Raw genomic sequence first — 23,878 nt, 5'->3', positions numbered from 1 at the left:
CCGGTGGGATCGTCAGGCAGCGACGTGCGCGGACGACCAGAAGACCGCCACGCAGACGTTGATGATCGTCAGCCCGAAGATCGTCCAGTAGAGCGCGTCGGAGATCTTGGGCTTGCGCAGCTGCGACATCACCAGGCCGAGGATGACCAGGCCGATCACGAGCTTCACGCCGACCTTGGCGTGGTCGACCGGACCGTCGCCCATCTCGAGGACGCCGACGAGCAGCAGACCGGCGAGGAAGGCGGTGCCCGAGCCGTCGCGCATGAGGCCGTTGGCGACCTTGTCAGGGGCCTTGATCTGCACCAGCAGGCCGCCGAAGAGCGCCGCGAAGCCGAGCAGGTGAATGACGAGCAGGATGTGCCGCACGATCTCCATGCGCAAAGACTAGAGCCACCGCCTCGGAGCCCGCCACGCGGTACCGGTTCGGCACGTTTTCGAACGATCACACGATTTTGGTCACATTCGCCTTGGGGAATTCGGCGACGTCTGCCTACTCTCACCGTGACCGCCACCATCGCTCTCGGCTCCGCAAGGAGGATTCTGACGTGTCATCACCTCGCCCGACCCTGCCCACCGGCGGGTCCAGACCGCTCGATCAGCTCCGCCAGACCATTCGCTTCGACGTACCGGCCTCGCTGGTCGTCTTCCTCGTCGCCGTGCCGCTCTCGCTCGGCATCGCCGTCGCCTCCGGTGCGCCTGTCGCCGCGGGCCTGATCGCCGCCGCAGCGGGCGGCATCGTCGCCGGCCTCTTCGGCGGCTCACCACTGCAGGTCAGCGGCCCGGCCGCAGGTCTCACCGTAGTCGTCGCAGAGACGGTCGCCGAGTTCGGTTGGGAGGCGACCTGTGCGATCACGGTGATGGCAGGAATTCTCCAGGTCGTGCTCGGTGCCACCCGGCTCGGGCGCTACGCGCTGGCGATCTCGCCGACCGTGGTCAGCGCGATGCTGGCCGCGATCGGGATCTCGATCGTCCTCGGCCAGCTCAACGTCGCTCTCGGCGGCCGCTCCCAGCCCAGCGCGTTCGAGAACCTCGAGCACATAGTCGGCAACGCGCAGGAGCCCAACATCCACGCCATCCTGGCCGGGCTCGGGGTGATCGGCATCCTGCTCGTCTGGCCCCGGCTACCCCAGCGGGTCCGCGCGGTGCCCGGCCAACTGGTCGCCATCGTCGCGCTCACCCTGCTCGCCGCGGCATGGCTGCCCGGCGCCGAGCGGGTCGAGCTCGGTGGTGACCTGCTCGACGAGATCGGCTCGGTCGCGCTTCCCGAGGGCACCCCGCTCGCGGTGGCCGGCGCGGTGCTCACCGTCGCCCTGATCGCGAGCGTCGAGAGCCTGCTCTCGGCGGTCGCCGTGGACAAGCTGCACGGCGGCCCGCGCAGCAACCTCAACCGCGAGCTCGTCGGCCAGGGCCTGGCCAACTCCGCATCCGGTGCCCTCGGCGGACTCCCCGTCACCGGCGTCATCGTGCGCAGCTCGACCAACGTCGCCGCCGGGGCCCGCACCCGCGCGTCCGCGATCCTGCACGGCGTCTGGGTGCTCCTCTTCGCGCTAGTCCTGGTCGGACTCGTGGAGCAGATCCCGCTCGCCGCCCTGGCCGGGCTGCTGATCATGATGGGCACCGGCCTGGTCCGGCCCGCCGACATCTCCCAGGCGCACGCCCGCGGCGAGCTGTGGATCTACGGCCTCACCATCGCGGGAGTGCTCGCGCTCAACCTCATCGAGGGCGTCCTGATCGGGTTGGTCGCCGCTCTGGTCCTGGTGCTGTGGCGGCTGGTCCATGTGCGGATCGACGTACGCCCGGCAGGCCTGGCCGCCGACGGCCGCGAGAAGTGGCTGGTCGAGGTGCACGGCAGCCTCTCCTTCCTGGCGACACCGAAGCTGGTGAGCCGGCTCGACGCGATCCCGGAGGGCCAGGTCGTCGAGCTCGACCTCCTCGTCGACTACCTCGATCCGGCCGGGCGCGACCAGCTCGACCACTGGCGTGTCCGCTACGAGGCCGCCGGCGGCACCGTGCTCGTGGAGCACTCCGGACCGCACGGCGATGAGGCACCCCGTCAGGAGCGCGCGCTCAAGGCGCCTCCGATCAGCCCCCGCGGCCTGCTGCCGTGGAGCGCCTGGCAGGACGTACGTGCCGACCGCATCGACGGGCACCACCCGCTGGCCCTCGGCGTCCGGGAGTACCACCGCCGCCATGCGGCACCGCTGCGCCCGGTCTACGAGGGGCTGGCCGACGGTCAGGAGCCGCACGCGGTCTTCCTGACCTGCGTCGACTCCCGGGTGGTGCCGAACCTGATCACCTCGAGCGGCCCGGGCGACCTGCTGACGGTCCGCACCATGGGCAACCTCGTGCCCGAGCCCGGTAGCCCGGACAGCTCGGTCGCGGCGCCGATGCTCTTCGGCGTGGACGACCTCGGCATCAACACCGTCGTCGTCTGCGGTCACTCCCGCTGCGGGGCGATCACCTCGGCTCTGGAGAGCACCCGTGCCGGCACAGTGCCCGCCGGACCGGTCGGCGACTGGCTACGTCACGCCGCTCCGGCGATCCTGGAGTGGCAGGCCGGGCACCCGGTCGGCGCCGCTGCCGCCGCGGCCGGCCGGAGCGAGGTCGACCAGGTCTCCCAGGTCAACGTCGCAGTCATGATCGACCGTCTCGGGGAGATCCTGGCAGGCCGGGACGTACGTCTCGTGGGGCTGTTCCTCGACATCTCTGACGGGAAGCTGCAGATCCTGCGCGGAGAGGGGTTCACGACACTCACCGACGCCGAGACCGACGAGCTCGCCCACCTGATGGAGGCTCGCCCGCCGGAGCCGGCCTAGGCCCTAGAGCAGGCGGCGGTCGTTGGCCCAGCGAGTGAGCTCGTGACGGCTCGACAGCTGCAGCTTGCGCAGCACGTTGGACATGTGGGTCTCGACCGTCTTGATTGAGATGAACAGCTCGCCGGCGACCTCCTTGTAGGAGTAGCCGCGGGCGATGAGGCGCATCACCTCGCGCTCTCGTTCGGTCAGACGGTCGAGGTCCTCGTCGATGTCGGCGATGGCGATGGTGCCGGCGAAGGCGTCGAGCACGAAGCCGGCCAGGCGCGGCGAGAAGACCGCGTCTCCTCCGGAGACCCGCTGGATCGCGGCGACCAACTCGGAGCCGGTGATGGTCTTGGTGACGTAGCCCCGGGCACCGCCGCGGATGGTGCCGATGACGTCCTCGGCCGCGTCGGAGACCGACAGCGCGAGGTAGCGCGGCGAGCCGTCGACGGCAGGCGCCTTGCGCATCACCTCGACACCGCCGCCACCGGGAAGATGTACGTCGAGCAGCACCACATCGGGCTTGCCCTCGGCGATCGCCTTGACCGCGGTGTCGACATCCTCGGCCTCCCCGACGATCCGGATCACCGGCGACCGGCTCAGCTCGGCGCGTACGCCGGTGCGGAACATCGCATGGTCGTCGACGATGACGACCTTGACCTCACTCATCGTCGTTCCTCTCCAGAATGTGTATTGCCGGTCCGCGGCTGCTTCAGCCGCACCTCGGTGCCCTCTCCCGGAGACGATCTCACCACAGCGCTGCCGCCGTGTCGCGACATCCGGTCGATGATGCTGTCGCGTACGCCGTGCCGGTCGGCGGAGATCTCGTCGACGACGAAGCCCGCTCCCCGGTCGCGGACGAAGACCTCGAAGGCCTCCTCGGTCGCCTCAGCGTAGACGTCGACCCGTCCGGTGCCGGCGTGCTTGGCGGCGTTGGTGACCGCCTCGCGGGTGGCGGCGACGATCGGGCGCACCGTCTCGTCGAAGGGGCCGTCGCCGACGACCACCACGTCGACGGTCACGCCGTGGGCGTCCTCGACCTCGGCGGTGGCCGCCTTCAGCGCGGCCGCGAACGTCTCGTCGGCCTCGGCCGGGGTCGAGAAGAGCCACTCCCGCAGGTCGCGCTCCTGGGCGCGGGCCAGCTTCTGCACCATCGCGGGATCGCCGGAGTTGCGCTGGATCAGGGCGAGGGTCTGGAGGACGGAGTCGTGCAGGTGAGCGGCCATGTCGGCGCGCTCCTGGCTCCGGATCCGCTCCTCGCGCTCGCTGCCCAGGTCGGTGGCAAGCTGGCGCACCCACGGCCCGGCAACGAGGAAGCCCGCGCCGAGCACGATCAGCCCGGCGATGATCAGCGCGGTGGCGTTGCCGAAGTCGAGCTGGCCGCCGGCGAGGATCACCGCGAAGAGCATCAGCCCGACGCCGACCCCGACCCGGACGTACGCCCGCCAGCCGCCCTTGCCGAAGACCATCCGGACCAGGTCGAGGCGACCGGTGCCGTCGATCCAGCGCTCCCGCTGGGCGGCGTCGGCCTGGCGCCACAGCAGCGCGACGCCGGCGACGCCGAGCATCGCCGGCCAGATCAGCGCACCGGCACCGAGCAAGGTGTCGAAGAGCACCACGGCACCGAATCCGAGGGCGAGCAGCGCGATCGCCGGGCCCTTGTCGACGCCGCCCGAACGCGCGGCGGGGCGGCGGCCACCGCGGGTCGCGCTCTCACCGCCGGGCGTGGACTGCTCCAGGAGGGGCGCGGCGGGGACGAAGATCCACAGGGCGGCGTAGAGGAGAACGCCGAAGCCGCTGAACACGGCGGTCACCACGAAGAACGCGCGCACGGCGAGCACCGGCAGGCCGAGGTGTTCGGCCAGGCCCGCGGCCACGCCGCCGATCACCGACGCGTCGGTGTCGCGGTAGGCGCGGCGTACTGCTGAAGCGGAGCCCGAAGCCATAGGCCCTGCGCGCTCCGGGGGCGGTGCCGGCAGCTCCGCCGTGGCATGGGTTGTCGTCATGATGACATCCATCGTCACACCAACCGCGGGTGTATGCCATGAGGATTCACCCTGATCCTTGCGCATCGAGAACTCAGGGCCGTCCCTGATGGTCTGCAGGGTGTTGAGGAGTCAGAGTAGGGGTGTGACGATCCCGCCCGAGGCACCGCTGCCTCCCAACCCGGAGCCGCCCTCGCCTGCCTCCGAGGAGCGCGCCCGCCCCAGTGTCGAGCAGCTGCGCAACCTCAGTGGCCTGCGGCGTACGACCCATGCCTCTCCGGAGGGACGGCACATCGCCGGCGTCGCGGGTGGGATCGCACGCCACTTCGACGTCGACCCGCTGCTGGTGCGGGTACTGCTGGTCGTGGCGGTGTTCTTCGGGGGCGCCGGCGGGATCGTGTACGTCGCGGCCTGGGTGCTGGTGCCCGAGGAGGGTGCCGAGGACGGGATGATCCCCGTCGGGCCACCTGCCCGCAACCTCCTGCTCTGGATCGCCGGCGGGATCGCGGCGATCTCGCTGCTCGGCGACGCGTTCGGCGACACCAGCGTCCCCTGGTTCTGGCTCGCGGTGCTCGGGGTGGTCGCGCTCTGGTACGCCAACCGCGGCAAGTGGGGCCGCAAGCGTGGCGGACCACCACCGTCTCCGGCTTCGTCACCTGCACCCACGAGCATGGACGTTTCCGCAGCTCAGGCGCGTACTCTTCCGGCGCCGTGGCCCCCCGGATCCTACGATCCCAACGCGCCTGTCACCCTGGCTGGTCAGCGGCGTCCGCCGCTGCTGTTCGGCCGCGCCATCGCGGTCGCCGCGCTGGTGGTCGGTGTCCTCGGGCTCGTCGACGTCGCCGACTGGACGCCGGTCCCGACCAGCGCCTACCCGGCCGCACTGCTCGCCGTCTTCGGTGGCTTCCTCGTGCTCGGCGCCTTCTGGGGCCGGGCCGGCGGGCTGATCTTCCTCGGGCTGCTCGCTCTCGCCGCGCTACCGCTCACCATGATCGACCCGTCGAACATCGACACCGGCAGCAGCATCGAGTCCCATCCGCGGAACGTCGCGATGCTGGAGTCGTCCTACCAGGTCGATGCCGGGGAGGTCCTGCTTGACATGAGCGCCATCGACGCGAAGACGCTCGAGGGCCGCGAGCTCGACATCAACAGCTCCTTCGGCGAGATCACGGTGATCGTCCCCGACGACGCCACCGTCGCCGTCGACGCCTCGGTCGGCACCCTCGGTGAGGCGCAGGTCTTCGACGAGACCCGCAGCGACGTCGGCGGTTTCAACCTGGCCCGCACTCACCTGGCCGGCGAAAAAGGCAGCGAGCCCGGACTCGCCGATGACGCCGACCTCCAGCTGACCGCCACGGCCGATGTCGGTGCGATCAACGTCTACGAGGAGAGCGACCCCCGAGCCGCCGCCTTCGTCGGAACGGCCGAGAGGAGCAACCCGTGAGCTACGACTACGCCCCACCGCCACGCTTCGAGGACCAGGCTCAACCGCCGAAGCGCACCGGCCGGCACCCGGTCAACATCGGCCACCTCGTCATGGGCCTCGCCTTCCTCGTCTTCGTCGTCGTGTGGGCCCTGATCGTCAGTGGCACCGTTGTCATTCACAGCATCGAGGACCTCCGCTGGCTCCTGCCGCTCCCGTGGATCGTCGGCGGCTCCATCGGTCTCCTCGCGGCGCTGCTCAGGAAGAACTGACCTAGGGATCTTTCGCGGGGACGTTTGGCGTCTCTGCGGGATCGTTCTTCGGGGCTGGCCCGGGTGTGGCGCGGAGAAATTCCTACACGGGACGTTGGGGTTGATGGGGCGTGAGGGTGGCCCTTCGGGCCACTTACCATCCACAGAAACGATGCCGTTCGCTCATCGCTAAAACAGTGGTTGACCAGGGAAAATGGGTGGTCACTATGGGTTGGAAATAGTAGAATCAGACCCATCACAGCACACCTCTAAAGGGAGGATGGCGATGAGTCTCGGCCGCTCGATCGACCACTGGGGCACCAACCCCGGCGATGCGATCGACGCTGCCTTGACGGCCATCGAGACCGCCGTTCAGGACCTGCTGGCCGCCGATCCCGTCTATTGGCGCACCAGCCAGAAGAAGGACCTGCTGGAACGCTTGGAAAAGCTCCAGGCCCAGCAAGCCGCGTTGAAACTCCGGGTCCTCGCCACGGCCGGCGACATCGCCGAAGAGACCGGCGCCAAAGACGCCTCCGCCTGGATGCGCGCTGAGTTGTTGGTCGACAAAGGCGCAGCCCGGTCCCAGATCAAACTCGCGACCAGTGTCGCAAAATACGACCTCGTCGCCGCCGGCCTCGCCGAGGGTGTCGTGTCCTTGGACAAGGCCCGGGTGATCACCAAGGCGCTCGACAAGATCGAGGCCGACCCCCTCGCCAGCGCCGAGGACCTGGTCCTGGCTGAGAAGCTGCTGGTCGACTACGCCACCCGCCTGACCGCCGACCAACTCCACACCGTCGGCAAGAAGATCCTGGCCGAGGTCGACCCGGTCCGGTTCGAAGACGCCGAAGCCAAAGCACTGCTGGCCGAAGAAGAACGGGCCCACCAGAAGACCGCGCTGCGGGTGTGGGACAACTACGACGGGACCGTCGGTTTCGACGGTGTCCTTCCGGTCTCGATCGGGATGCGGTTCAAGCGGCTGGTCGAGGCCTGGGCCCAACCCCGCAAGCAGCAGTTGGTCGCCAAGGGCGCGCCGCTGCCCCCGTGGGAACGGCTCATGGGCCAAGGCTTCACTCGGCTGCTGGAGACCGTGGACCCGGCCGCCCTGCCCCGCCATGGTGGAGATGCGACCACCATCAATGTGGTGATCTCGCTCGAAGAGCTCCGCAAAGACCTCGGCACCGCCACCCTGGGCTACGACGAAACCAACGGCACCACCATCACCGCGGCCGAAGCCCGGCGGATGGCCTGCAACGCCACCATCATCCCCTGGGTCCTCGGCGGCGACAGCGAAGTCCTCGACGCCGGCCGAGGCAGCAGGTTCTTCCAGCCCATCCAACGCAAAGCACTCCGGCTCCAGCACAAGTGCTGCCCAAGCCGAAGGGTGCGACATGCCACCCGAATGGTGCGACGCCCACCACCTCGAACCCTGGGCAGCCGGCGGCAAGACCGATCTCAAAGACGGGGCACTGCTCTGCCCGCATCATCACCGCCTGGCCCACGCACCTGGCTACACCCATGAGCGACTACCGGATGGCACGATTCGGTTCACCCGCCGCCCCTAACCGGCTGGGCCGAAACTCTTTCGACTCCACACGTGCCGTTTTCCCTGCCGGCGGGGACATTTCCCCACGGCGGTGAAGGTTCCCCACGCTCCGGAGGGTGGGGAAGTTCCTCGCCCGTGGGGAACTCTTCGGATCAGTGGGGTACTCGTGACCATGCCGGGACGAACCCGCCCCACCCAAAGCGACGGCTGGCTTTGTGAGCGGTTCACAAGGTCGCGCCCACTGCCATAAGCACCGGAACCGTCCGCGCACGGCCAGCCCACAGCCCCGAGCCCGTCCCCAACTGAATCCGCTGCGCCACACCCTCGCCGCCGACCCGATACAGGCCAAATCTTTCTCGATCGCGCGCCGGGTCAAGGATGGCCGAAGGCCGTCCTTGACGCGGTGCGTGAGCGGGAAACAATCGAACCAAGGGTCGGCGGCGAACACCGAACCGAAACCACAGTCCCTTCAGCGCGCCATCCCGGGACCAACCAGGACTCGACACGAGTCGGCCCGAGAAGACGGCCGGCAAGCTAGGAGACGCTGGAGATCTCCCCCGCCCACCGCCCGATCAGCTCGGCCTCATGCGGAGGCGGACCGGGAAGGCGGCGGCTGGCTGCCTCGGCGCGCAGGCCGTCGCAGACGAGGGCGAGGTATCGGCGGCGCAGGGCGGCGCTGCGTACGTCGTCTCCTACGTCGATGCGACTGATCTGCTCGAGGAGAACGGTGATGTCGGCGCGGGTGACGTCGGGGCGGAGGATGCCGCTGCCACGGGCGCCGCGCAGGAGGCGGTTGGTGGTGTCGACAGCGAGTTTGTCCAGGTCACGCAGGCCCTGGTCGAAGCTGACCTCGTCGCGCAGAGCGAGGGTGAGCCGCGGGAGGCCGTCGTCGAGCACCTGGCGCAGGAAACCCGTGAATGCGTGCCACGGGTCGTCGGTGTCGCTCAGCGCCGCCTCCGCGAGGGCGATGTAGCGGCGGTAACTGTCGGCGGCGACGGCCCGCAACAGCGCCTGCTTGTTGGCGTAGCGGCGATAGAGCCCGGCGACGCCCATCCCGGCCTCCTCTGCGACCGCGGCCATGGTCGCGCGGGGGTCCCTGAGCAGGACCTCCCGAGCGGCGATCAGGACCGCGCGGTCCGCGTTGAGGGGCGGCATGCCCCACACCCTACGTGCGGGCGCCACGCTCAGGCGGTTTGTACCTGTGTGATGTCGGCCAAGGCCGCGATCGGACGGTTCGGGTAGTCGGCGAACACCCCGTCCACACCGGCCTCGAAGAGGCGATTCGCCTGGTCGCGGCCCGCTTTCAGGGTCCACACGAAGACCAGCAGACCGTGCCGGTGGGCCTCGTCGGCCAGGCCGGTGGGCGGCTGCCCCTTCTTGCGGACCATCGACTTCTTGGGGCCGATGGCCTGGGCGTACGTCGCGATCTCCGCGCAGTCGACCGCGCCCCACTTCTTGTCGACCAGCTGCACCAGCGGAAGGTCGGTGCGGGTGCTCATCTCCCGCACCCACGCCTCGTCGAAGCTCTGCAGCCACAGCCGCTGGGTGGGCAGGCCCGGGAGACTGTTCCAGGCGTCGACGCCGTGGTCGGCGAGGGTCTGCAGCAGCGTCTCGGTGACGGGCAGGCCGATGGAGGCGAAGTACGTCGGGTGCTTGACCTCCACGTGCAGCCCGACCCGCCGCCCGCGGCGCTGGGACTCGTCGGCGACGAGCAGCAGCAGCGTGTCGAGGGTGATGATCGGCTGGCTCGTCGTCGGCGCCCCGAGACTGAGCAGCTCGGGGAAGGTGAAGTCCTCGGTGAACCACCCGGTCCACTTCTTGCCGCTGATGACCTTGGTCGTACGCCGCTCCGCGAACTCCAGGCGCGAGGCCACGTCCGTGGTGCGGGAGAGCTCGTTCTCGTGGCGGAGCACCATCACCCCGTCGCTCGTCATCACCACGTCGGTCTCGAGCGCGTCCACGCCCTGGCGCAGCGCCAGTCGGTAGGACTCCAAGGAGTGCTCCGGCAGATAGCCGGGTGCTCCGCGATGGCCGATCACAAGGGGGCGGTGGGCCGATGCCATGGCGCCAAGCGTGCGTGCCGGCAGCGACGCGGCGGCGGGCGCAATGTGAATGGGACGTTACGAGCGGCGGGCCGTTCGGTTCGGCCCCCTCGGGGTCGTCCTCAGGGAGTGTCCTCGCCGGACCAGACGACGTTCTCACGGATCAGTCGGGCGGGGACTCCGGCCACGGCCGTACGCGGCTCCACCTTCTGGTTGCGGACCATCGCGCGCATGCCGACGACGGCACCGTCACCGATCTCGGCGTGGCCGGTGACGATCACGTCGCGGCCGAGCCAGACGTGCTCGCCGAAGCGGATGTTCGCGCCGTACGGATTGATCCGCTGCCCCGTCTCAGCGTCCTCGAGCCGGTGCATGTCGTCGGTGGCGACGTAGACGTTGGCCGCCCAGAGCTGGTCGCGGGCAGCCACGATCGACCCGCCGTTGCGGGCATCGATCTGTGCGCGGGAGGTCGCGACGAGACCACCGGAGAGGATCACCGCGGAGCCGCCGCCGCAGTAGATCTCGCCCCAGACCATGCTCGTGTCCGGGCCGATGAAGATCGTCGGCGAGTCGCCGCCGACCAGCAGCGCCTGCATCGAGGTGATGTCGGTCGCGACCACGATCAGCGCGTCGGAGAACGGATAGAACCCGAGCAGCTCGATCAGCCGCTCATCAAGGGGGAACCCGTCGCGCAGATAGAGCGCGTTGCCACCCTCGTGCCACCACTCCGGCAAGGGCCCGGTGATCTCGCTCACCTCGAGCCCGGCAAGCACCTCCGGCTCGAGCCCGGCGGCGATGAGCCGCTCCCGATGTACGTCGGTGAGCGGCTCACCCCTGGTCCAGGACATGCCGGGAACCATAACCCGGCTCAGCTCGGGTACATCCCACTGGACACGTTGAGCCAGGTGCCGGTGATCGCGCCGGCGCCGTCGGAGGCGAGGAAGGTCGCGGTGTCGGCGACCTCCTTCAGCCGCGGCGACCGCTTGGTCATCCGCATGCCGTCGAGGTTCGCCCGGATCCCGTCGAGGGCCTCCTCCGGGAGCCGCGTCCCCAGGACCCGCTCGAACTTCTCCGCGGTGAACGTCTCGGTGATCCCGGCGGTCCAGATCCCCACGACGCGTACGCCGGAGGGGCCGACCTCCGCGGCGAGATCACGGACCAGCGCGTCGAGGGCACCGTCGGCGGCGCTGGTGCCGCCCATGCCGGGCGCCGAGCCACGTGCGGAGCCGGAGTCGAGCGCGAGCACCACACCGCGGCCCTGCGCCACCATCTGCCGGGCGGCCGCGCGGGCGGTGTGGAAGGAGCCGGCGATGCCGCGTACGACCGGCTGGGTGTAGTCGGCGGCCGAGATCTCCAGCAGCGCCTGCCCCTGGATGTCGCCGCGGTCGGCGACATTGAACGAGATGTCGAGCGAGCCGGTCTCGGCGACGACCCGCTCCACGAAGGCGACCACGGCGTCCTCGTCGAGGATGTCGACCACCCCATAGCCGGCGGCGCCGACCTCCTCGACCCTGGCCGCCAGGGTGGCCTCGGTGCGGCCGGCGAGGTAGACCTTGGCGCCCGCCTCGGCGAAGGCCTTCGCGGTCGTCGAGCCGATGTCGCCCGCGCCGCCCCAGACGATGGCGGTGCGGTCCTGAAGCTGTGCGTTCATGATGTCTCCTGAGCTGTCCTCGCGCACCCGGTGTGCGTGATCTGCCCGTTAGGACGTACGCCGGGCCAGCAACTCATCGGCTAGGCGCAAACTTTTTTCAGGTCAGCGCCTGCGGGAGCCCGAAGGCGGGAAAGAGATGCGGCTCGAAGGTGGTGATCTGGGCGAGCCTGCCGTCGACGATGCGGAGCACGTCGAGCGTCTGCGGGCGGTAGATCGTGGTGCCCGGGCGACGTACGTAACCCGCGACCGCGGGCATCCGGTTGGCCTGCGCCGGGATGAACTTCCATTCGCCCAGGTAGGTCGGCGAGGTCGGATCGAGGTTGGGCAGCACGAACGACAGCAGCGCGTCGCGGGTGGTGAACCAGAACGGGTTCGGCGGCATGGTGAGCACGGCGTCGCTTGTCAGCAGGTCGGCGATGCCCTCGCGCCAGTTGCTCGCCCCGGCGGCGATGTAGGCGTCGATGACCTTCCGCTCCTCCTCGGTCGGCCCCTCGGTACGCCACGTCGACCGGTCCTCGGGCAGGTGCCGGCGCAGCGCCGGCTTGGCCCGCTGCAGCAGCGAGTTCACGGTGGCGACGGTGACGTCGAGCGCGGCCGCGGTGTCGGCGGCCGACCAGCCGAGCACCTCGCGGAAGACGAAGACGGCCCGCTGCTGCGGCGTCAGGTGCTGGATCGCGGTGAGGAAGACCAGCTCGATCGTCTCCCGCGCGACCGCCTCCTCGTCCGGACGCTCCGGCTCCAGCAGGGCGTCCGGGAACGGCTGCAGCCACTCCAGCAGCTCCGGGGGCTCACCGGTCCCGTGGTCGAACCCCGGCAGGGCGGCGTACGTCTTCGGCCGCCGTTCGTTCCGGCGCAGGAAGTCGAGGCAGGTGTTCGTCGCGATCCGGTAGAGCCACGCTCGCATTGCCTCGGGGTCGGTCAGCTGGTCGCGCCGCTCCCAGGCCTTGACCAGCGTCTCCTGGACCAGGTCCTCGGCTTCGTCGAAGCTCGCCACCATCCGGTAGCAGTGCACGCGCAGCTCGCGCCGGTGCTGTTCTGCGGCATCCACGAACGGTTCCATGGCTGGCGAGCGTAAACCCGGGACGGCCGTCGCGAGACCGATTTTGCAAGCAATGTCAAACTGCTGCAACGCAACTCATCCGCACGACGTACGAAGTATGTGGGGCGGTCCTCCCAGGGTCCCGGCCGCTGTGCGAGTGAATTGGGCTCCCGGCCGGGGCCCTGGTGCGTTCTCAGACGAGGCCGCGGAGCTTGGGGAGGATCTCCTCACCGTAGAGCTTGAGGAACTTCGCCTGGTCCGGGCCCGGGGCGTGGAAGACCAGGTGGGTGAAGCCCATGTCGAGGTATTCCTTGATCCGCGCGACGTGCTCGTCGGGGTCGGTCGACACGATGAACCGCTTGGCGGTCGCCTCGGTCGGGAGCGCGTCAGCGAGACGCTGCATCTCCACCGGGTCCTCGACGGAGTGCTTCTGCTCGGGGGTGAGACCGAGAGCGCCCCAGAAGCGGGTCGCCTCCATCGCCTGCTCCAGGTCGTGGTCGAAGGAGACCTTGACCTCGATCATCATGTCCACGTCCTCCGGCTTGCGCTCGGAGAGCTCGATGCCGGTCCGTACGGCCGGAAGCAGCGTGTCGGTGTAGAGCTCGGCGCCCTTGCCCGAGGTGGTGATGTAGCCGTCACCGGCGCGGCCGGCGTACTTGGTCGCGGCCGGGCCGCTGCCGGCCAGGTAGATCGGGACCGGCGTGGACGGCTTGTCGTAGATGGTCGCCCGATCGAGCTGGTAGTAGTCGCCCTCGAAGGTGACCCGGTCCTCGGACCAGAGCTTCTTGATCACCCGCACGGCCTCGCGGAACCGCGCGAAGCGCACCTTGCCCTCGGGCCACTCGATGCCCAGCGGGGCCTCGTTCATCGCCTCACCGGTGCCCATCCCGAGCACGACGCGGTCGGGGAAGAGCGAGCCCAGGGTCGCGAAGGACTGCGCCACGATCGCCGGGTGGTAGCGGAACGTCGGAGTGAGCACCGAGGTGCCCATCACGATCCGCTCCGTGCGCGCACCGAGCGCGCCCAGCCAGGTCATCGCGAACGGCGCGTGACCGCCGTCGTGTCTCCAGGGCTGGAGATGGTCGGAGATGAAGACCGAGTCGAAACCCTGTTCCTCCGCCATCACTCCGTAGTTCAGCAGCTCCGTGGGTGCGAACTGCTCGTTGGACGCCTTGTATCCGAACCTGATCTCCGTCACACGGTCACGGTAGCCTCCTCGGCATGAAGCTTGCGATGCCCTTGACCTACTTCGGCAACCCGCGGGAGACCGCTGACCAGGTCGTCGGCCTGGAGAAGGCGGGGCTCGACCAGCTCTGGGTCGCCGAGCCGTACGGCTTCGACGCGGTCTCGCTGCTCGGCTACCTGGCCGCGAAGACCGAGACCGTCGAGCTCGGCGCGGGCATCCTCAACATCTACAGCCGTACGCCGGGAGCGCTGCTCCAGACCGCGGCCGGTCTCGACAACGTCTCCGGCGGCCGTGCGATCCTGGGCCTCGGCGCGAGCGGGCCCCAGGTCATCGAGGGCTTCCACGGGGTGGCGTACGACAAGCCGTTGACCCGCACCCGCGAGATCATCGGGCTGCTGCGCGCCGGCCTGCGGGGCGAGCGGCTGCAGAGCGACGGGCTCTACAAGATCCCGCTGCCGGCCGACCAGGGCACCGGCCTCGGCAAGCCGCTCAAGCTGCTCAACCGGCCCGAGCGTGCCGACACCCCGCTGTGGGTGGCTGCGCTCGGTGACAACAACGTCGCCATGACCGCCGAGATCGCCGACGGCTGGCTGCCGTTCCAGTTCCTGCCCGACAAGGCCCGCGAGGTCTGGGGTGAGGCCATCGACAAGGGCCTGGCCAAGCGCTCGGCCGACCTGAAGCCGCTCGAGATCTCCGCCGGCGGCCTCCTCGCGATCACCGACGACCCCGACGAGGCCAAGCGCCACCGCGACACGATGCGCGGGCTGCTGGCGTTGTACGTCGGTGGCATGGGCGCGCGCGGCAAGAACTTCTACAACGACATGGCCGTGAAGTACGGCTTCGGCGACGCGGCCAAGAAGATCCAGGACCTCTACCTCGACGGCCACAAGCGCGACGCCGAGGCCGAGGTCCCCGACGCATGGCTCGAGGCCGGCAACCTGGTCGGGCCGGAGTCGTTCGTGAAGGAGCGGATCGCGGCGTTCAAGGAGGCCGGCGTGACCAGCCTCCAGGTGACCCCCGCCTTCGGCACCGACGGTCTCGCGTCGATCGCCCAGGTCAAGGAGTGGCTGGTCTGATTGCCTCGGCCGGCTGTGAACTCGCTTACACCCACAGCCGGCCCGGACGTCCCGATGTGACGCTGCCCCCACGGGCATTGGTTGCATGGACGTATGTCTGAGCGGATCGTCAGCGCCATCACCGGGCCCGTCACCAAGTGGGTCGTGCTCGGCTTCTGGCTGGTGATGCTGATCCTGATGGGACCGCTGACCGGCAAGCTCGGCGATGTCGAGTCCCACGACAACTCCGACTGGCTCCCGGCCAACGCGGAGTCGACCCACGCGATCGACGAGCTCGCCAAGGTGCAGGACCCCGACGACCTGACGACGACGATCGTCTACCACCGCGACGGTGGCCTGACGAAGTCCGACTACACCGCGATCGTGCTGCAGATCCCGGAGATCGCGTCTCTCGACGGAGTGGTCACCCAGGAGAGCAAGCCCGATCAGCCGGTGATGCCGGCGATCGCGTACCCGACCGGGGAGAAGAAGGGCCAGAAGCACGGCCTGGTCTCCGCCGACGGCGAGGTCGCCACGGTCTCGCTCGTGGTCAACTACGCCGACGAGGACCCGACCGCGCTGCTCGATCTGCGCGACGACCTGGTCGAGATGACGAAGATCGACGGCGTCGACGTCTACATCGGCGGCGCGGGTGGTTCCACGGCCGACCAGATGGAGGCCGGCGCCGGCATCGGCGGTGCGCTGCTCTACGCCGCCGCGGGCGTAGTCATCGTGATCCTGCTGATCACCTACCGCAGCCCGGTGCTGTGGTTCCTCCCGCTCGTCTCGGTGCTGGTCGCGCTGGTCGTGTCGATGGGGGTCGTCTATCTCTGCGCGATGTACGCCGGGCTGACCCTCAACCAGATGAACCGGGCGATCCTCGACGTACTCGTCTTCGGCGCCGGCACCGACTACGCGCTGCTGCTCATCGCCCGCTACCGCGAGGAGCTGGGCCGTCACGAGGACCGGCACAAGGCGATGGCGGCGGCGCTGCGCGGGTCGGCGCCCGCGATCATCGCCTCGGCCGGCACGGTCACCGTCGGCATGCTCGGCCTGATGGTCGCCACCATGGGGTCGACCGCAAGCCTCGGCCCGGTCTGCGCGATCGGCATCGTCGCCGGCCTGGTCGTGATGCTGACCCTGCTCCCGGCCCTGCTGGTGATCACGGGTCGCTGGGTGTTCTGGCCGGTCAAGCCGGCGTACGGCACCTCCGGCGAGAAGAGCGGAGGCATCTGGGCGCGGCTCGGCGACTGGATCCGGAAGCGGCCCCGGGCGGTCTGGATCGGCACCGCCGCGGTACTGCTGGCCTGCTGCGGCGGGCTCTCGATGCTCAACATCACCACGCTGGACAGCTCGGAGACCTACACCAAGGACTTCCCGTCGCTGATCGGCGACCGGGTACTCGAGGAGCACGACCTCGGCGACCCCTCCAACCCGATCCAGGTCGTCTCGGCCCCGGGCACCGAGAAGGATGTCGTCGAGGCGCTCACGAAGGCCGGCTACGAGGGCGTCACCCCGGTCACCGACGGCAGCCACGAGGTCGCGCTGACCGCGGTCCCGCTGGCCACCGATCCGATGTCGAAGGCGTCGTTCGACACCGTCGAGGACGTACGCGGCGTCGTCCACGCCGTCGACGGCGCCGACGCGCTCGCCACCGGCACCGCCGCGATCCAGCTCGACATGGCCTCGGCGACCGACCGGGACACCAAGGTCGTGATGCCGCTGGTGCTCGGGCTGGTGCTGATCATCTTGATGATTCTGCTCCGCTCGGTCCTCTCCCCGCTGCTGCTGATGGCCACGGTCGTGCTCAGCTTCGGTGCCGCGCTCGGTCTCTCGGCGATCATCTTCGACGCGATGGGGTTCGCCGGACAGGGCCGCGAGTTCCCGCTGTTCGTCTTCGTGTTCCTGGTCGCGCTGGGCATCGACTACAACATCTTCCTGATGCACCGGGTCCGCGAGGAGGTCGTCGCCCATGGCGACACCCGGCGCGCCTCCCTGGTCGCCCTCTCGGCGACCGGCGGCGTCATCACCAGCGCCGGCATCGTCCTGGCCGCGACGTTCGCGGTGCTCACCACGCTGCCGCACGTGAGCTTCATCGAGATCGGCCTGGCGATCGCCCTCGGCGTACTCCTCGACACCCTCGTCGTCCGCTCCATCCTGGTCACCGCCATCAACCTCGACCTGGGCGACGTCATCTGGTGGCCGAGCAGGCTCGCCCGCGGACGAACGAAAATTCGTTCGCAGCATCCGGTGGCCGGTCGGAGGCCGATGGCCCCGGTCCATCACCAGCTCCGCCAGCCCCCGCCCATGCGCGGTCCGCAGCCCCCTCGGGATCTCCGCGGCCGTCCTGATCTTCGGGGTCATCCGCAGCAGCACCGGCCCCGCAATCCTGGCCGGTACTGAGGCCCCGGCTGCGAATTCGGCGAAGTGTCTTTACGATGTGCCCTACGACTCGGGTCGCTCGGCCCGGTCGCTCCACTTCACTGACATGCGGGGCGTGCGACATGGGGCCAGACGACCAGGACAAGACGAGACCGGGTACGCCGCGGCCCACGCCGCCTCCGGCGCCTGAGCCGGCGAACCCCATCGACCCGGACGCGACTCGGATCCCCAGCGCGAGCCCCACTCCGCCGCCGCCTCCGCCGCCGTCGTCGGCCCCTCCGTCATCACCCCCGCCGTCATCACCCCCGCCGTCGTCGCCCCCGCCTGCTCAGCCGCCGACGGCACCGCCCCCGCCGCCGCCGCCCACGATGGCGATGCCGGCGGCCCCGCCCAGCGGCTACGGGCCGCCTCCGGGGCAGCCGCCGGTTGCGTACGCCTCGGGCTATGGGCTGCCGCCGCACCACCAGCAGCCGAAGAAGAGCAACAAGGGGCTCCTGATCGGGCTCGGCGCCGCGGGCGCGGTGGTGCTCGTCGCGCTGCTCAGCACCGGGGCGTGGGCGTTCTTCACCGGGCGACTCGGGTTCGGCCCGCTGAGCGCCGAGGACAAGAAGGCGGTGACCGCGATCGCCGCGGACGCGCCGAAGCCGGCCTGGGCCTCGGCCGGAGACGCCAAGTGCGCCGCCGAGCAGCTGGTCAAGGACGAGCGCAGCGACGCCCTGCGCAAGGCCGGGCTGATCCAGATCTCCGGCGAGTCGGTGACCTACACCGGCGCGTGGCGGGGACAGCAGGCGACGACGTACTCCGAGGGTCTGCTCTCCTGCTCGGGTGACTGGAGCAAGGCGATCGGCAAGGAGTGGGCCCTGACCGACACCGACTGCCTCGGCGACGTCGACGAGACCGCGATGGCCGGCCTGATCACCACCCAGGTCATGGAGGTCGAGGACGCCGGCGTCACGAAGCAGGCCGACAAGGCGGTCGCCGCGCTCGATGAGTGCTACGTCAGCGACGAGCTCACCGCGCCGGCCGCGACGGCCACCCCCGCCGTGCTCGGCGTCGACTTCGCGGTCACGTCGCCGACCGTCGAGGGCAGTGAGGTGGTCGTGCAGGCGAAGTCCGCCGACTCCTCGGAGTGGGCCCCGGTGACCGGCGGGAAGGTCAACATCCCCGTTCGCGAAGGCGGCCAGGAGGGCTGCGCGACCTTCCAGGCCTCGATCAACTACCCCTGGGGCACCACCAAGACCAGCGAGAGCGAGGCCTGCGGGAAGGCGAAGGACCGCAGGCTGTGGTGGACGAAGGACAAGTCGTGCGCCCAGCCGAAGTACGCCCCGTGCAGCTCCTGGACGCTCCACTACGAGGGCTACGAGCTCCTCTCCAGTGTCACGATCAAGCTGAAGCTCAACGGCGGAAACTGCCGGTCGGCCTCCGGATCGTGCTCGGACAGGGCCTTCGTCACCAAGCCGAGTGGCACCTGGACCAACTGGACCGCACCCAAGGGCTGGAAGGACCGGTTCACCGCCGAGGTCGACGGTCTCAAGGCAGTCCTCCCGAACTAGCCCTTCCTAACCAACGCCTTAACAATTGGTCTCGCCCGTGGCGTTGCCGCGCGACGATCGTTAAGGGGACGCTAGGGTTTCGGCAGAGGTCTGGAATCGGGTAAAAAAATCAGGGCGAGGTTCTAAAGATGGTTGCGTTCCCCCAGGAAGGCGAGCAGTTCGGTCGCTACGTGATCGAGCGGGTCCTGGGTCAAGGTGGCATGGGTGTCGTCTATCAGGCGAAGGACCCGGCACTGCGACGCAAGGTGGCACTGAAGCTGGTGCTGCCCTCGCTCACGGTCGACAAGGACTTCATCACCCGCTTCGAGCGGGAAGCCAACATCCTGGCCAAGCTGCGCTCGCGCAACATCGTGCAGATCATCGAGTACGGCGAGGTCGAGGGCACCGTCTACCTCGTCACCGAGTACGTCCCCGATGGCGACCTGCACGGCTGGCTGAAGACCAAGGGGCAGCTGGAGACCGTCCAGGCGCTGCGCCTGGTCGGTGACGTCAGCGACGCCCTCTTCGACGCGCACCGCGCCGGTGTGGTCCACCGCGACGTGAAGCCGTCCAACGTGCTCCTTTGGGAGCGCCAAGAGGGCGAGCTCGTCCCCTACCTCACCGACTTCGGCATCGCGACCGAGGGCGACTCCAACGTGACCCGGGCCGGCTCGGTCGTGGGCTCGCTGCCTTACATGTCGCCCGAGCGTCACATGGGTGAGCAGGCGACCGCGGCGGGCGACATCTACGCCGCCGGCTGTCTGCTGTGGGCCTGCCTGACCGGCAAGGCCCCCTACGTCGGCACCGACTTCGAGCTGATGAGCGCCCACATCAACAGCCCGGTGCCGAGGCTGCCCGCCTCGACGCCGGGCGCCGACCTGATCAACCCGATCATCCAGCGGGCGCTGGCGAAGAAGCCGGAGAACCGCTTCCGCACCGCGGCCGAGCTCTCCAAGGCCCTCGACAAGGCCGCCGACCGGCTCGAGGAGTCCGGTCTGGGTGGTGGGGTCATCGGCGCTGTCGCCGGAGCGGGCGCCGCCGATCTCGGCTCCCGTCCCGGCGTCAGCTACGACACGACCGCGAGCGGGACCTCCGGCGGCGGCACGCCGGTCCCCGAGGCCGAAGCCCAGCCGACGATCGTCAAGCGCCCGGGCGAAGGCACCCCGACTCCCGCCCCGCTCGCCAACGAGACCGACTCCACGGTCGTGCACAGCGGCAAGGGTCTGCCCCAGACCGCTGCCGCCGCTGCCGCCGCGTCCTCGACCGGCAACACCGGCGCCGGCGGCGGCCAGCCCGAGTGGCTGCCCTCGCACCACTCCAACGCCGGCCAGGGCAACGGCGGCGACAAGAAGAAGCTCTACACCATCGTCGGCGGCGGGGTCGCCGCGGTTCTGCTCCTCGGCGTCGGCATCTTCACCCAGGGCTTCGGCATCTTCGGTCTCCACGGCGACGACGCCAAGGCGGCTGAGGCGATCGCCAGTGGCGTACCGAAGCCGGGCTGGGCCTCCGAGGACCAGATGACCTGCGCGGCCGAGAGCCTAGTCGGGAAGGTCCCTGCGGCCGAGCTGCGCTCCCACGGGGTCGTGGACGCGGGCGACGACTGGACCTACACCGGCGACTGGCCCGCCGACGACGCGATGAAGTTCACCCAGGGCATGCTCGACTGCACCGAGTCCTGGTCGACCGAGATCGGCGACAACTGGAAGGTCGGCGACACTCGCTGCATGGAGAAGGAGGTCGACAAGACCTCCATGGCCGGTCTCCTCGCCGTCGGGGACCTCCTCAAGGACGGTGACACCGGCGCCGCCGGCCCGGCCAGCGAGAAGGCCGTCAAGGCCCTCGACGCGTGCTACGTCAAGGCCGATGCCCTCGGCGCCAAGGTGACGCCCAAGGCCACCTACATGCAGGTCGACTTCGACGTGCAGGAGCCCACCGCTCCCGGCGGGCAGTCGGTGATCGGGATCGCCAAGAAGGGCAGCAGCAGCTACGAGGAGCTCAAGGGCTCCTCCTACGAGCTCCCCGTCACCGAGGGCGGCGTCGAGGGCTGCATCGCGGTCAAGACCACCGTCAACTTCGCCTGGGGCACCGCGAAGGCCACCGACGCCGACGCGTGTGGCAAGGCCGAGCCGAAAAAGCTCGTCTGGGACAAGCTCGACAAGTGCACCGACCCGACGTACACGAAGCGGAAGATCGCGTGCAACACCTGGCAGCTCAACTTCGAGGGCTTCGAGCCCGGCAAGAAGTTCAACGTGAAGCTCACCCGCAACGGCGGTAAGTGCTCGGACGCGAAGGGCGCGCAGTGCACCTACCCAGGCACTCCCGCCGGCGACGGCCGGGGCGCCGTCGTCCAGTGGTCGGGCCCCCAGGACTGGACGGACAAGTTCGTCGCCACGGCCCCCGGAGCGAGCGCCCAGATCGACAACTAGTTCGACAACTGGGCGGCCCATACTAGGCTGCTTGGTGATGAGCGAGCAGCCGACACCTCAGCAGATCCGCCGGGCGCTGGCCCGGGCCGAACGCGGCGCAGCCCTGGACGTGGCGGAGGCTTCGGCACTCCTCGCGGCCAGGGGCGATGACCTCGAACGACTGACCGCCGCCGCGGCGAAGGTACGCGACGCCGGGCTGGTCGCGGCCGGGCGACCCGAGACCGTGACGTACTCCCCCAAGGTCTTCATCCCGGTCACCAAGCTGTGCCGGGACCGATGTCACTACTGCACGTTCGTGGAGACGCCGGGGCAGGCCGAGCGTGAGGGCCGCGAGCCGTACCTGAGCCCTGATGAGATCCTGGAGATCGCCGCCGAGGGCGCCAAGCTGGGCTGTCTGGAGGCGCTGTTCACCCTCGGCGACCGGCCCGAGGACCGCTGGCCCGAGGCGCGCGAGTGGCTGGAGTCGCGTGGCTATGAGTCGACCCTCGACTACGTGCGGGCGATGGCGATCCGGGTGCTCGAGGAGACCGGCTTGCTCCCCCACCTCAACCCCGGGGTGATGTCGTGGGAGGAGATGAACCGGCTCAAGCCGGTCTCCCCCTCGATGGGGATGATGCTGGAGACCACGAGCCGGCGGCTCTTCGAGACCAAGGGCGAGGCCCACTACGGCTCGCCCGACAAGGACCCGGCGGTGCGACTGCGGGTGCTCGAGGACGCCGGTCGCCTCTCGATCCCGTTCACCAGCGGACTCCTGGTCGGCATCGGCGAGAACCTCACCGAGCGCGCGGAGACGATCTTCGCGCTGCGGAAGGTGCACAAGGCCTACGCCGGCCTGCAGGAGATCATCGTGCAGAACTTCCGGGCCAAGCCGTCGACCGCGATGCGCCATGTCGACGACCTGGGGCTGGATGAGTATCTGGCCGCGATCGCGGTCACCCGGATCGTCCTCGGCCCCAAGGCCCGGGTCCAGGCGCCGCCCAACCTGGTCGACCTCGACGAGTGCCGGGCCCTGCTCGGCGCCGGGATCGACGACTGGGGCGGCGTCTCGCCGCTGACGCCCGACCACGTCAACCCCGAGCGGCCCTGGCCCTCGCTGGACGCGCTGCGCCAGGTGTCCGCCGAGGCCGGCTTCGGGCTGCGGCCGCGGCTGACCGTCCACCCGGAGTACGTCAACGGCACCCTGCGCGACGGGCAGGCCTGGATCGACCCGCGCGTCCTCTCCCACGTCGAGGCCCTCGCCGACGAGGACGGGCTGGCCCGTGACGGCATCCGGCCCGAGGGGCAGCCGTGGCAGGAGCCCGACGGCGGCTTCACCGCAGCCGGCCGGGTCGACCTGCACGCCTCGGTCGACACCGAGGGCCGCACCAACGACCGCCGCGACGACTTCGAGACGGTCTACGGCGACTGGGACGCCGTTCGAGAGGCCGCCACCACGACCGGCGCACCGGCCGTACTCCACGCCGAGGGACACGAGGCTCTCGCCGCAGCCGAGAAGGACCCCGGCAACCTCTCCGACGAGCACGCACTGACCCTGATGACCGCCGAGGGCGACCTGCTGCGCCAGGTCACCAAGCTCGCCGATGACCTGCGCCAACAGGTCAATGGCGACACCGTGACGTACGTCGTCAACCGCAACATCAACTTCACCAACGTCTGCTACGTCGGCTGCCGGTTCTGCGCCTTCGCCCAGCGCAAGACCGACGCCGATGCGTACTCCCTGGATCTGGACCAGGTCGCCGACCGCGCCGAGGAGGCCTGGAACCTCGGCGCCACCGAGGTGTGCATGCAGGGCGGGATCGACCCCGAACTCCCCTCGACCGCCTACTTCGACCTCGTCCAGGCCGTCAAGCAGCGGGTGCCGGAGATGCACGTGCACGCCTTCTCCCCGATGGAGATCGTCAACGGCACCTCCCGCACCGGGCTCTCCATCGAGGACTTCCTGATCAAGGTCCGCGAGGCCGGGCTGGGCTCGCTCCCCGGCACCGCCGCCGAGATCCTCGACGACGAGGTCCGCTGGGTCCTGACCAAGGGCAAGCTACCCGCGAAGACCTGGATCGAGATCGTCTCCACCGCCCACCGCGTCGGCATCCCGACGACGTCGACGATGATGTACGGCCACGTCGACAACCCGCGCCACTGGGTCGGTCACCTCCGCGTCCTGGCCGGCATCCAGGACCAGGCCCGTGAGCACGGAAACGCCGGATTCACCGAGTTCGTACCGCTTCCGTTCGTGCACACCAGCGCACCGATCTACCTCGCCGGCGCAGCCCGCCCCGGCCCGACCATGCGCGACAACCTCGCCGTCCACGCGCTCGCCCGGATCATGCTCCACGGCCGCATCGACAACATCCAGACGAGCTGGGTCAAGCTCGGCGTCGACGGCACCAGAGCCATGCTCCAAGCCGGCGCCAACGACCTCGGCGGCACCCTGATGGAAGAGACCATCTCCCGGATGGCCGGCTCCGAGCACGGCTCGGCAAAGACCGTCGCCGAGCTCGAGGAGATCGGCGCAGGCATCGGCCGGGACGTACGCGAACGGACGACCTTGTACGAAGGTCGATGACC

The 23,878-nt window shown here is 69.6% G+C and carries 18 protein-coding genes and 1 pseudogene; 10 read left to right on the top strand and 9 right to left on the bottom strand.

Features of this window, described 5'->3' with window-relative positions; genetic code table 11:
• Positions 1–12 precede the first annotated feature (12 nt).
• Positions 13–375 carry a hypothetical protein gene (locus OG801_RS19495; protein ID WP_406030676.1) on the bottom strand — a complete coding sequence of 121 codons (363 nt, stop codon included), beginning with the start codon at positions 373–375 and terminating at the stop codon, positions 13–15.
• A 170-nt stretch (positions 376–545) separates the two neighbouring features.
• On the opposite strand from OG801_RS19495, the gene OG801_RS19490 reads away from it, so the two are divergent.
• Entirely contained in the window at positions 546–2,816 is a 2,271-nt protein-coding gene (locus tag OG801_RS19490) for a SulP family inorganic anion transporter (protein ID WP_406030674.1), read from the top strand.
• A 3-nt stretch (positions 2,817–2,819) separates the two neighbouring features.
• Here the strand turns inward: OG801_RS19490 and OG801_RS19485 are convergent, their stop codons facing one another.
• The gene (locus OG801_RS19485; RefSeq protein WP_008364072.1) at positions 2,820–3,467 is read right to left on the bottom strand and encodes a response regulator transcription factor; all 648 of its coding nucleotides are present in this window, start codon (positions 3,465–3,467) and stop codon (positions 2,820–2,822) included.
• Positions 3,464–4,804: a PspC domain-containing protein gene (locus tag OG801_RS19480; RefSeq protein WP_406030672.1), complete on the bottom strand. Its 1,341-nt coding sequence runs from the start codon at positions 4,802–4,804 to the stop codon at positions 3,464–3,466. The genes OG801_RS19485 and OG801_RS19480 overlap by 4 nt, the downstream gene beginning before the upstream one ends.
• Before the next feature lie 124 nt (positions 4,805–4,928).
• On the opposite strand from OG801_RS19480, the gene OG801_RS19475 reads away from it, so the two are divergent.
• From OG801_RS19475 to OG801_RS19460, 4 genes and pseudogenes are all read left to right on the top strand, one after another.
• A complete protein-coding gene (locus tag OG801_RS19475; protein ID WP_406030670.1) occupies positions 4,929–6,227 on the top strand; it encodes a PspC domain-containing protein in 1,299 nt (432 codons plus the stop codon).
• Positions 6,224–6,478 carry a hypothetical protein gene (locus tag OG801_RS19470; protein ID WP_355019663.1) on the top strand — a complete coding sequence of 85 codons (255 nt, stop codon included), beginning with the start codon at positions 6,224–6,226 and terminating at the stop codon, positions 6,476–6,478. The genes OG801_RS19475 and OG801_RS19470 overlap by 4 nt, the downstream gene beginning before the upstream one ends.
• 193 nt (positions 6,479–6,671) lie before the next feature.
• A pseudogene (locus tag OG801_RS19465) lies at positions 6,672–7,748 on the top strand (DUF222 domain-containing protein); the annotation flags it as partial.
• A gap of 97 nt (positions 7,749–7,845) precedes the next feature.
• Positions 7,846–8,019 (top strand): HNH endonuclease signature motif containing protein, encoded by a 174-nt coding sequence (locus OG801_RS19460; protein ID WP_406030668.1) that lies wholly within the window; start codon positions 7,846–7,848, stop codon positions 8,017–8,019.
• A gap of 515 nt (positions 8,020–8,534) precedes the next feature.
• On the opposite strand, the gene OG801_RS19455 is transcribed toward OG801_RS19460, so the two are convergent.
• The 6 genes from OG801_RS19455 to fgd form a co-directional block, all read right to left on the bottom strand.
• Positions 8,535–9,155, bottom strand: a complete 621-nt coding sequence (locus OG801_RS19455; protein WP_355020784.1) for a helix-turn-helix domain-containing protein — start codon at positions 9,153–9,155, stop codon at positions 8,535–8,537.
• A gap of 29 nt (positions 9,156–9,184) precedes the next feature.
• Complete coding sequence (locus tag OG801_RS19450) at positions 9,185–10,063, bottom strand: glycerophosphodiester phosphodiesterase family protein (protein WP_355020783.1); 879 nt, start codon at positions 10,061–10,063, stop codon at positions 9,185–9,187.
• Between the two features lie 101 nt (positions 10,064–10,164).
• Entirely contained in the window at positions 10,165–10,890 is a 726-nt protein-coding gene (locus tag OG801_RS19445) for an acyltransferase (RefSeq protein WP_406030665.1), read from the bottom strand.
• Between the two features lie 20 nt (positions 10,891–10,910).
• Positions 10,911–11,693: an SDR family NAD(P)-dependent oxidoreductase gene (locus OG801_RS19440; protein WP_406030663.1), complete on the bottom strand. Its 783-nt coding sequence runs from the start codon at positions 11,691–11,693 to the stop codon at positions 10,911–10,913.
• A gap of 97 nt (positions 11,694–11,790) precedes the next feature.
• A complete protein-coding gene (locus OG801_RS19435; RefSeq protein ID WP_406030661.1) occupies positions 11,791–12,753 on the bottom strand; it encodes an RNA polymerase subunit sigma-70 in 963 nt (320 codons plus the stop codon).
• Positions 12,754–12,925: 172 nt separating this feature from the next.
• The gene (gene fgd / locus OG801_RS19430; RefSeq protein ID WP_355020779.1) at positions 12,926–13,930 is read right to left on the bottom strand and encodes a glucose-6-phosphate dehydrogenase (coenzyme-F420); all 1,005 of its coding nucleotides are present in this window, start codon (positions 13,928–13,930) and stop codon (positions 12,926–12,928) included.
• A 23-nt stretch (positions 13,931–13,953) separates the two neighbouring features.
• On the opposite strand from fgd, the gene OG801_RS19425 reads away from it, so the two are divergent.
• The 5 genes from OG801_RS19425 (at position 13,954) to OG801_RS19405 (ending at position 23,876) form a co-directional block, all read left to right on the top strand.
• Positions 13,954–14,994 (top strand): LLM class F420-dependent oxidoreductase, encoded by a 1,041-nt coding sequence (locus OG801_RS19425; protein WP_406030659.1) that lies wholly within the window; start codon positions 13,954–13,956, stop codon positions 14,992–14,994.
• A 93-nt stretch (positions 14,995–15,087) separates the two neighbouring features.
• Complete coding sequence (locus OG801_RS19420; protein ID WP_406030657.1) at positions 15,088–17,376, top strand: MMPL family transporter; 2,289 nt, start codon at positions 15,088–15,090, stop codon at positions 17,374–17,376.
• Positions 17,377–17,729: 353 nt separating this feature from the next.
• Positions 17,730–18,908, top strand: a complete 1,179-nt coding sequence (locus OG801_RS19415; protein ID WP_406030655.1) for a hypothetical protein — start codon at positions 17,730–17,732, stop codon at positions 18,906–18,908.
• A 128-nt stretch (positions 18,909–19,036) separates the two neighbouring features.
• The gene (locus tag OG801_RS19410; protein ID WP_406030653.1) at positions 19,037–21,313 is read left to right on the top strand and encodes a serine/threonine protein kinase; all 2,277 of its coding nucleotides are present in this window, start codon (positions 19,037–19,039) and stop codon (positions 21,311–21,313) included.
• Between the two features lie 37 nt (positions 21,314–21,350).
• A complete protein-coding gene (locus OG801_RS19405) occupies positions 21,351–23,876 on the top strand; it encodes a bifunctional FO biosynthesis protein CofGH (protein WP_406030651.1) in 2,526 nt (841 codons plus the stop codon).
• The last annotated feature ends 2 nt before the right edge of the window (positions 23,877–23,878 follow it).

The organism is Nocardioides sp. NBC_00163 (assembly GCF_045206295.1).
Lineage (GTDB): Bacteria > Actinomycetota > Actinomycetes > Propionibacteriales > Nocardioidaceae > Nocardioides.
The sequence above is the reverse complement of the archived record's forward strand: the minus strand, read 5'-3'. Positions and strand labels throughout refer to the sequence as shown.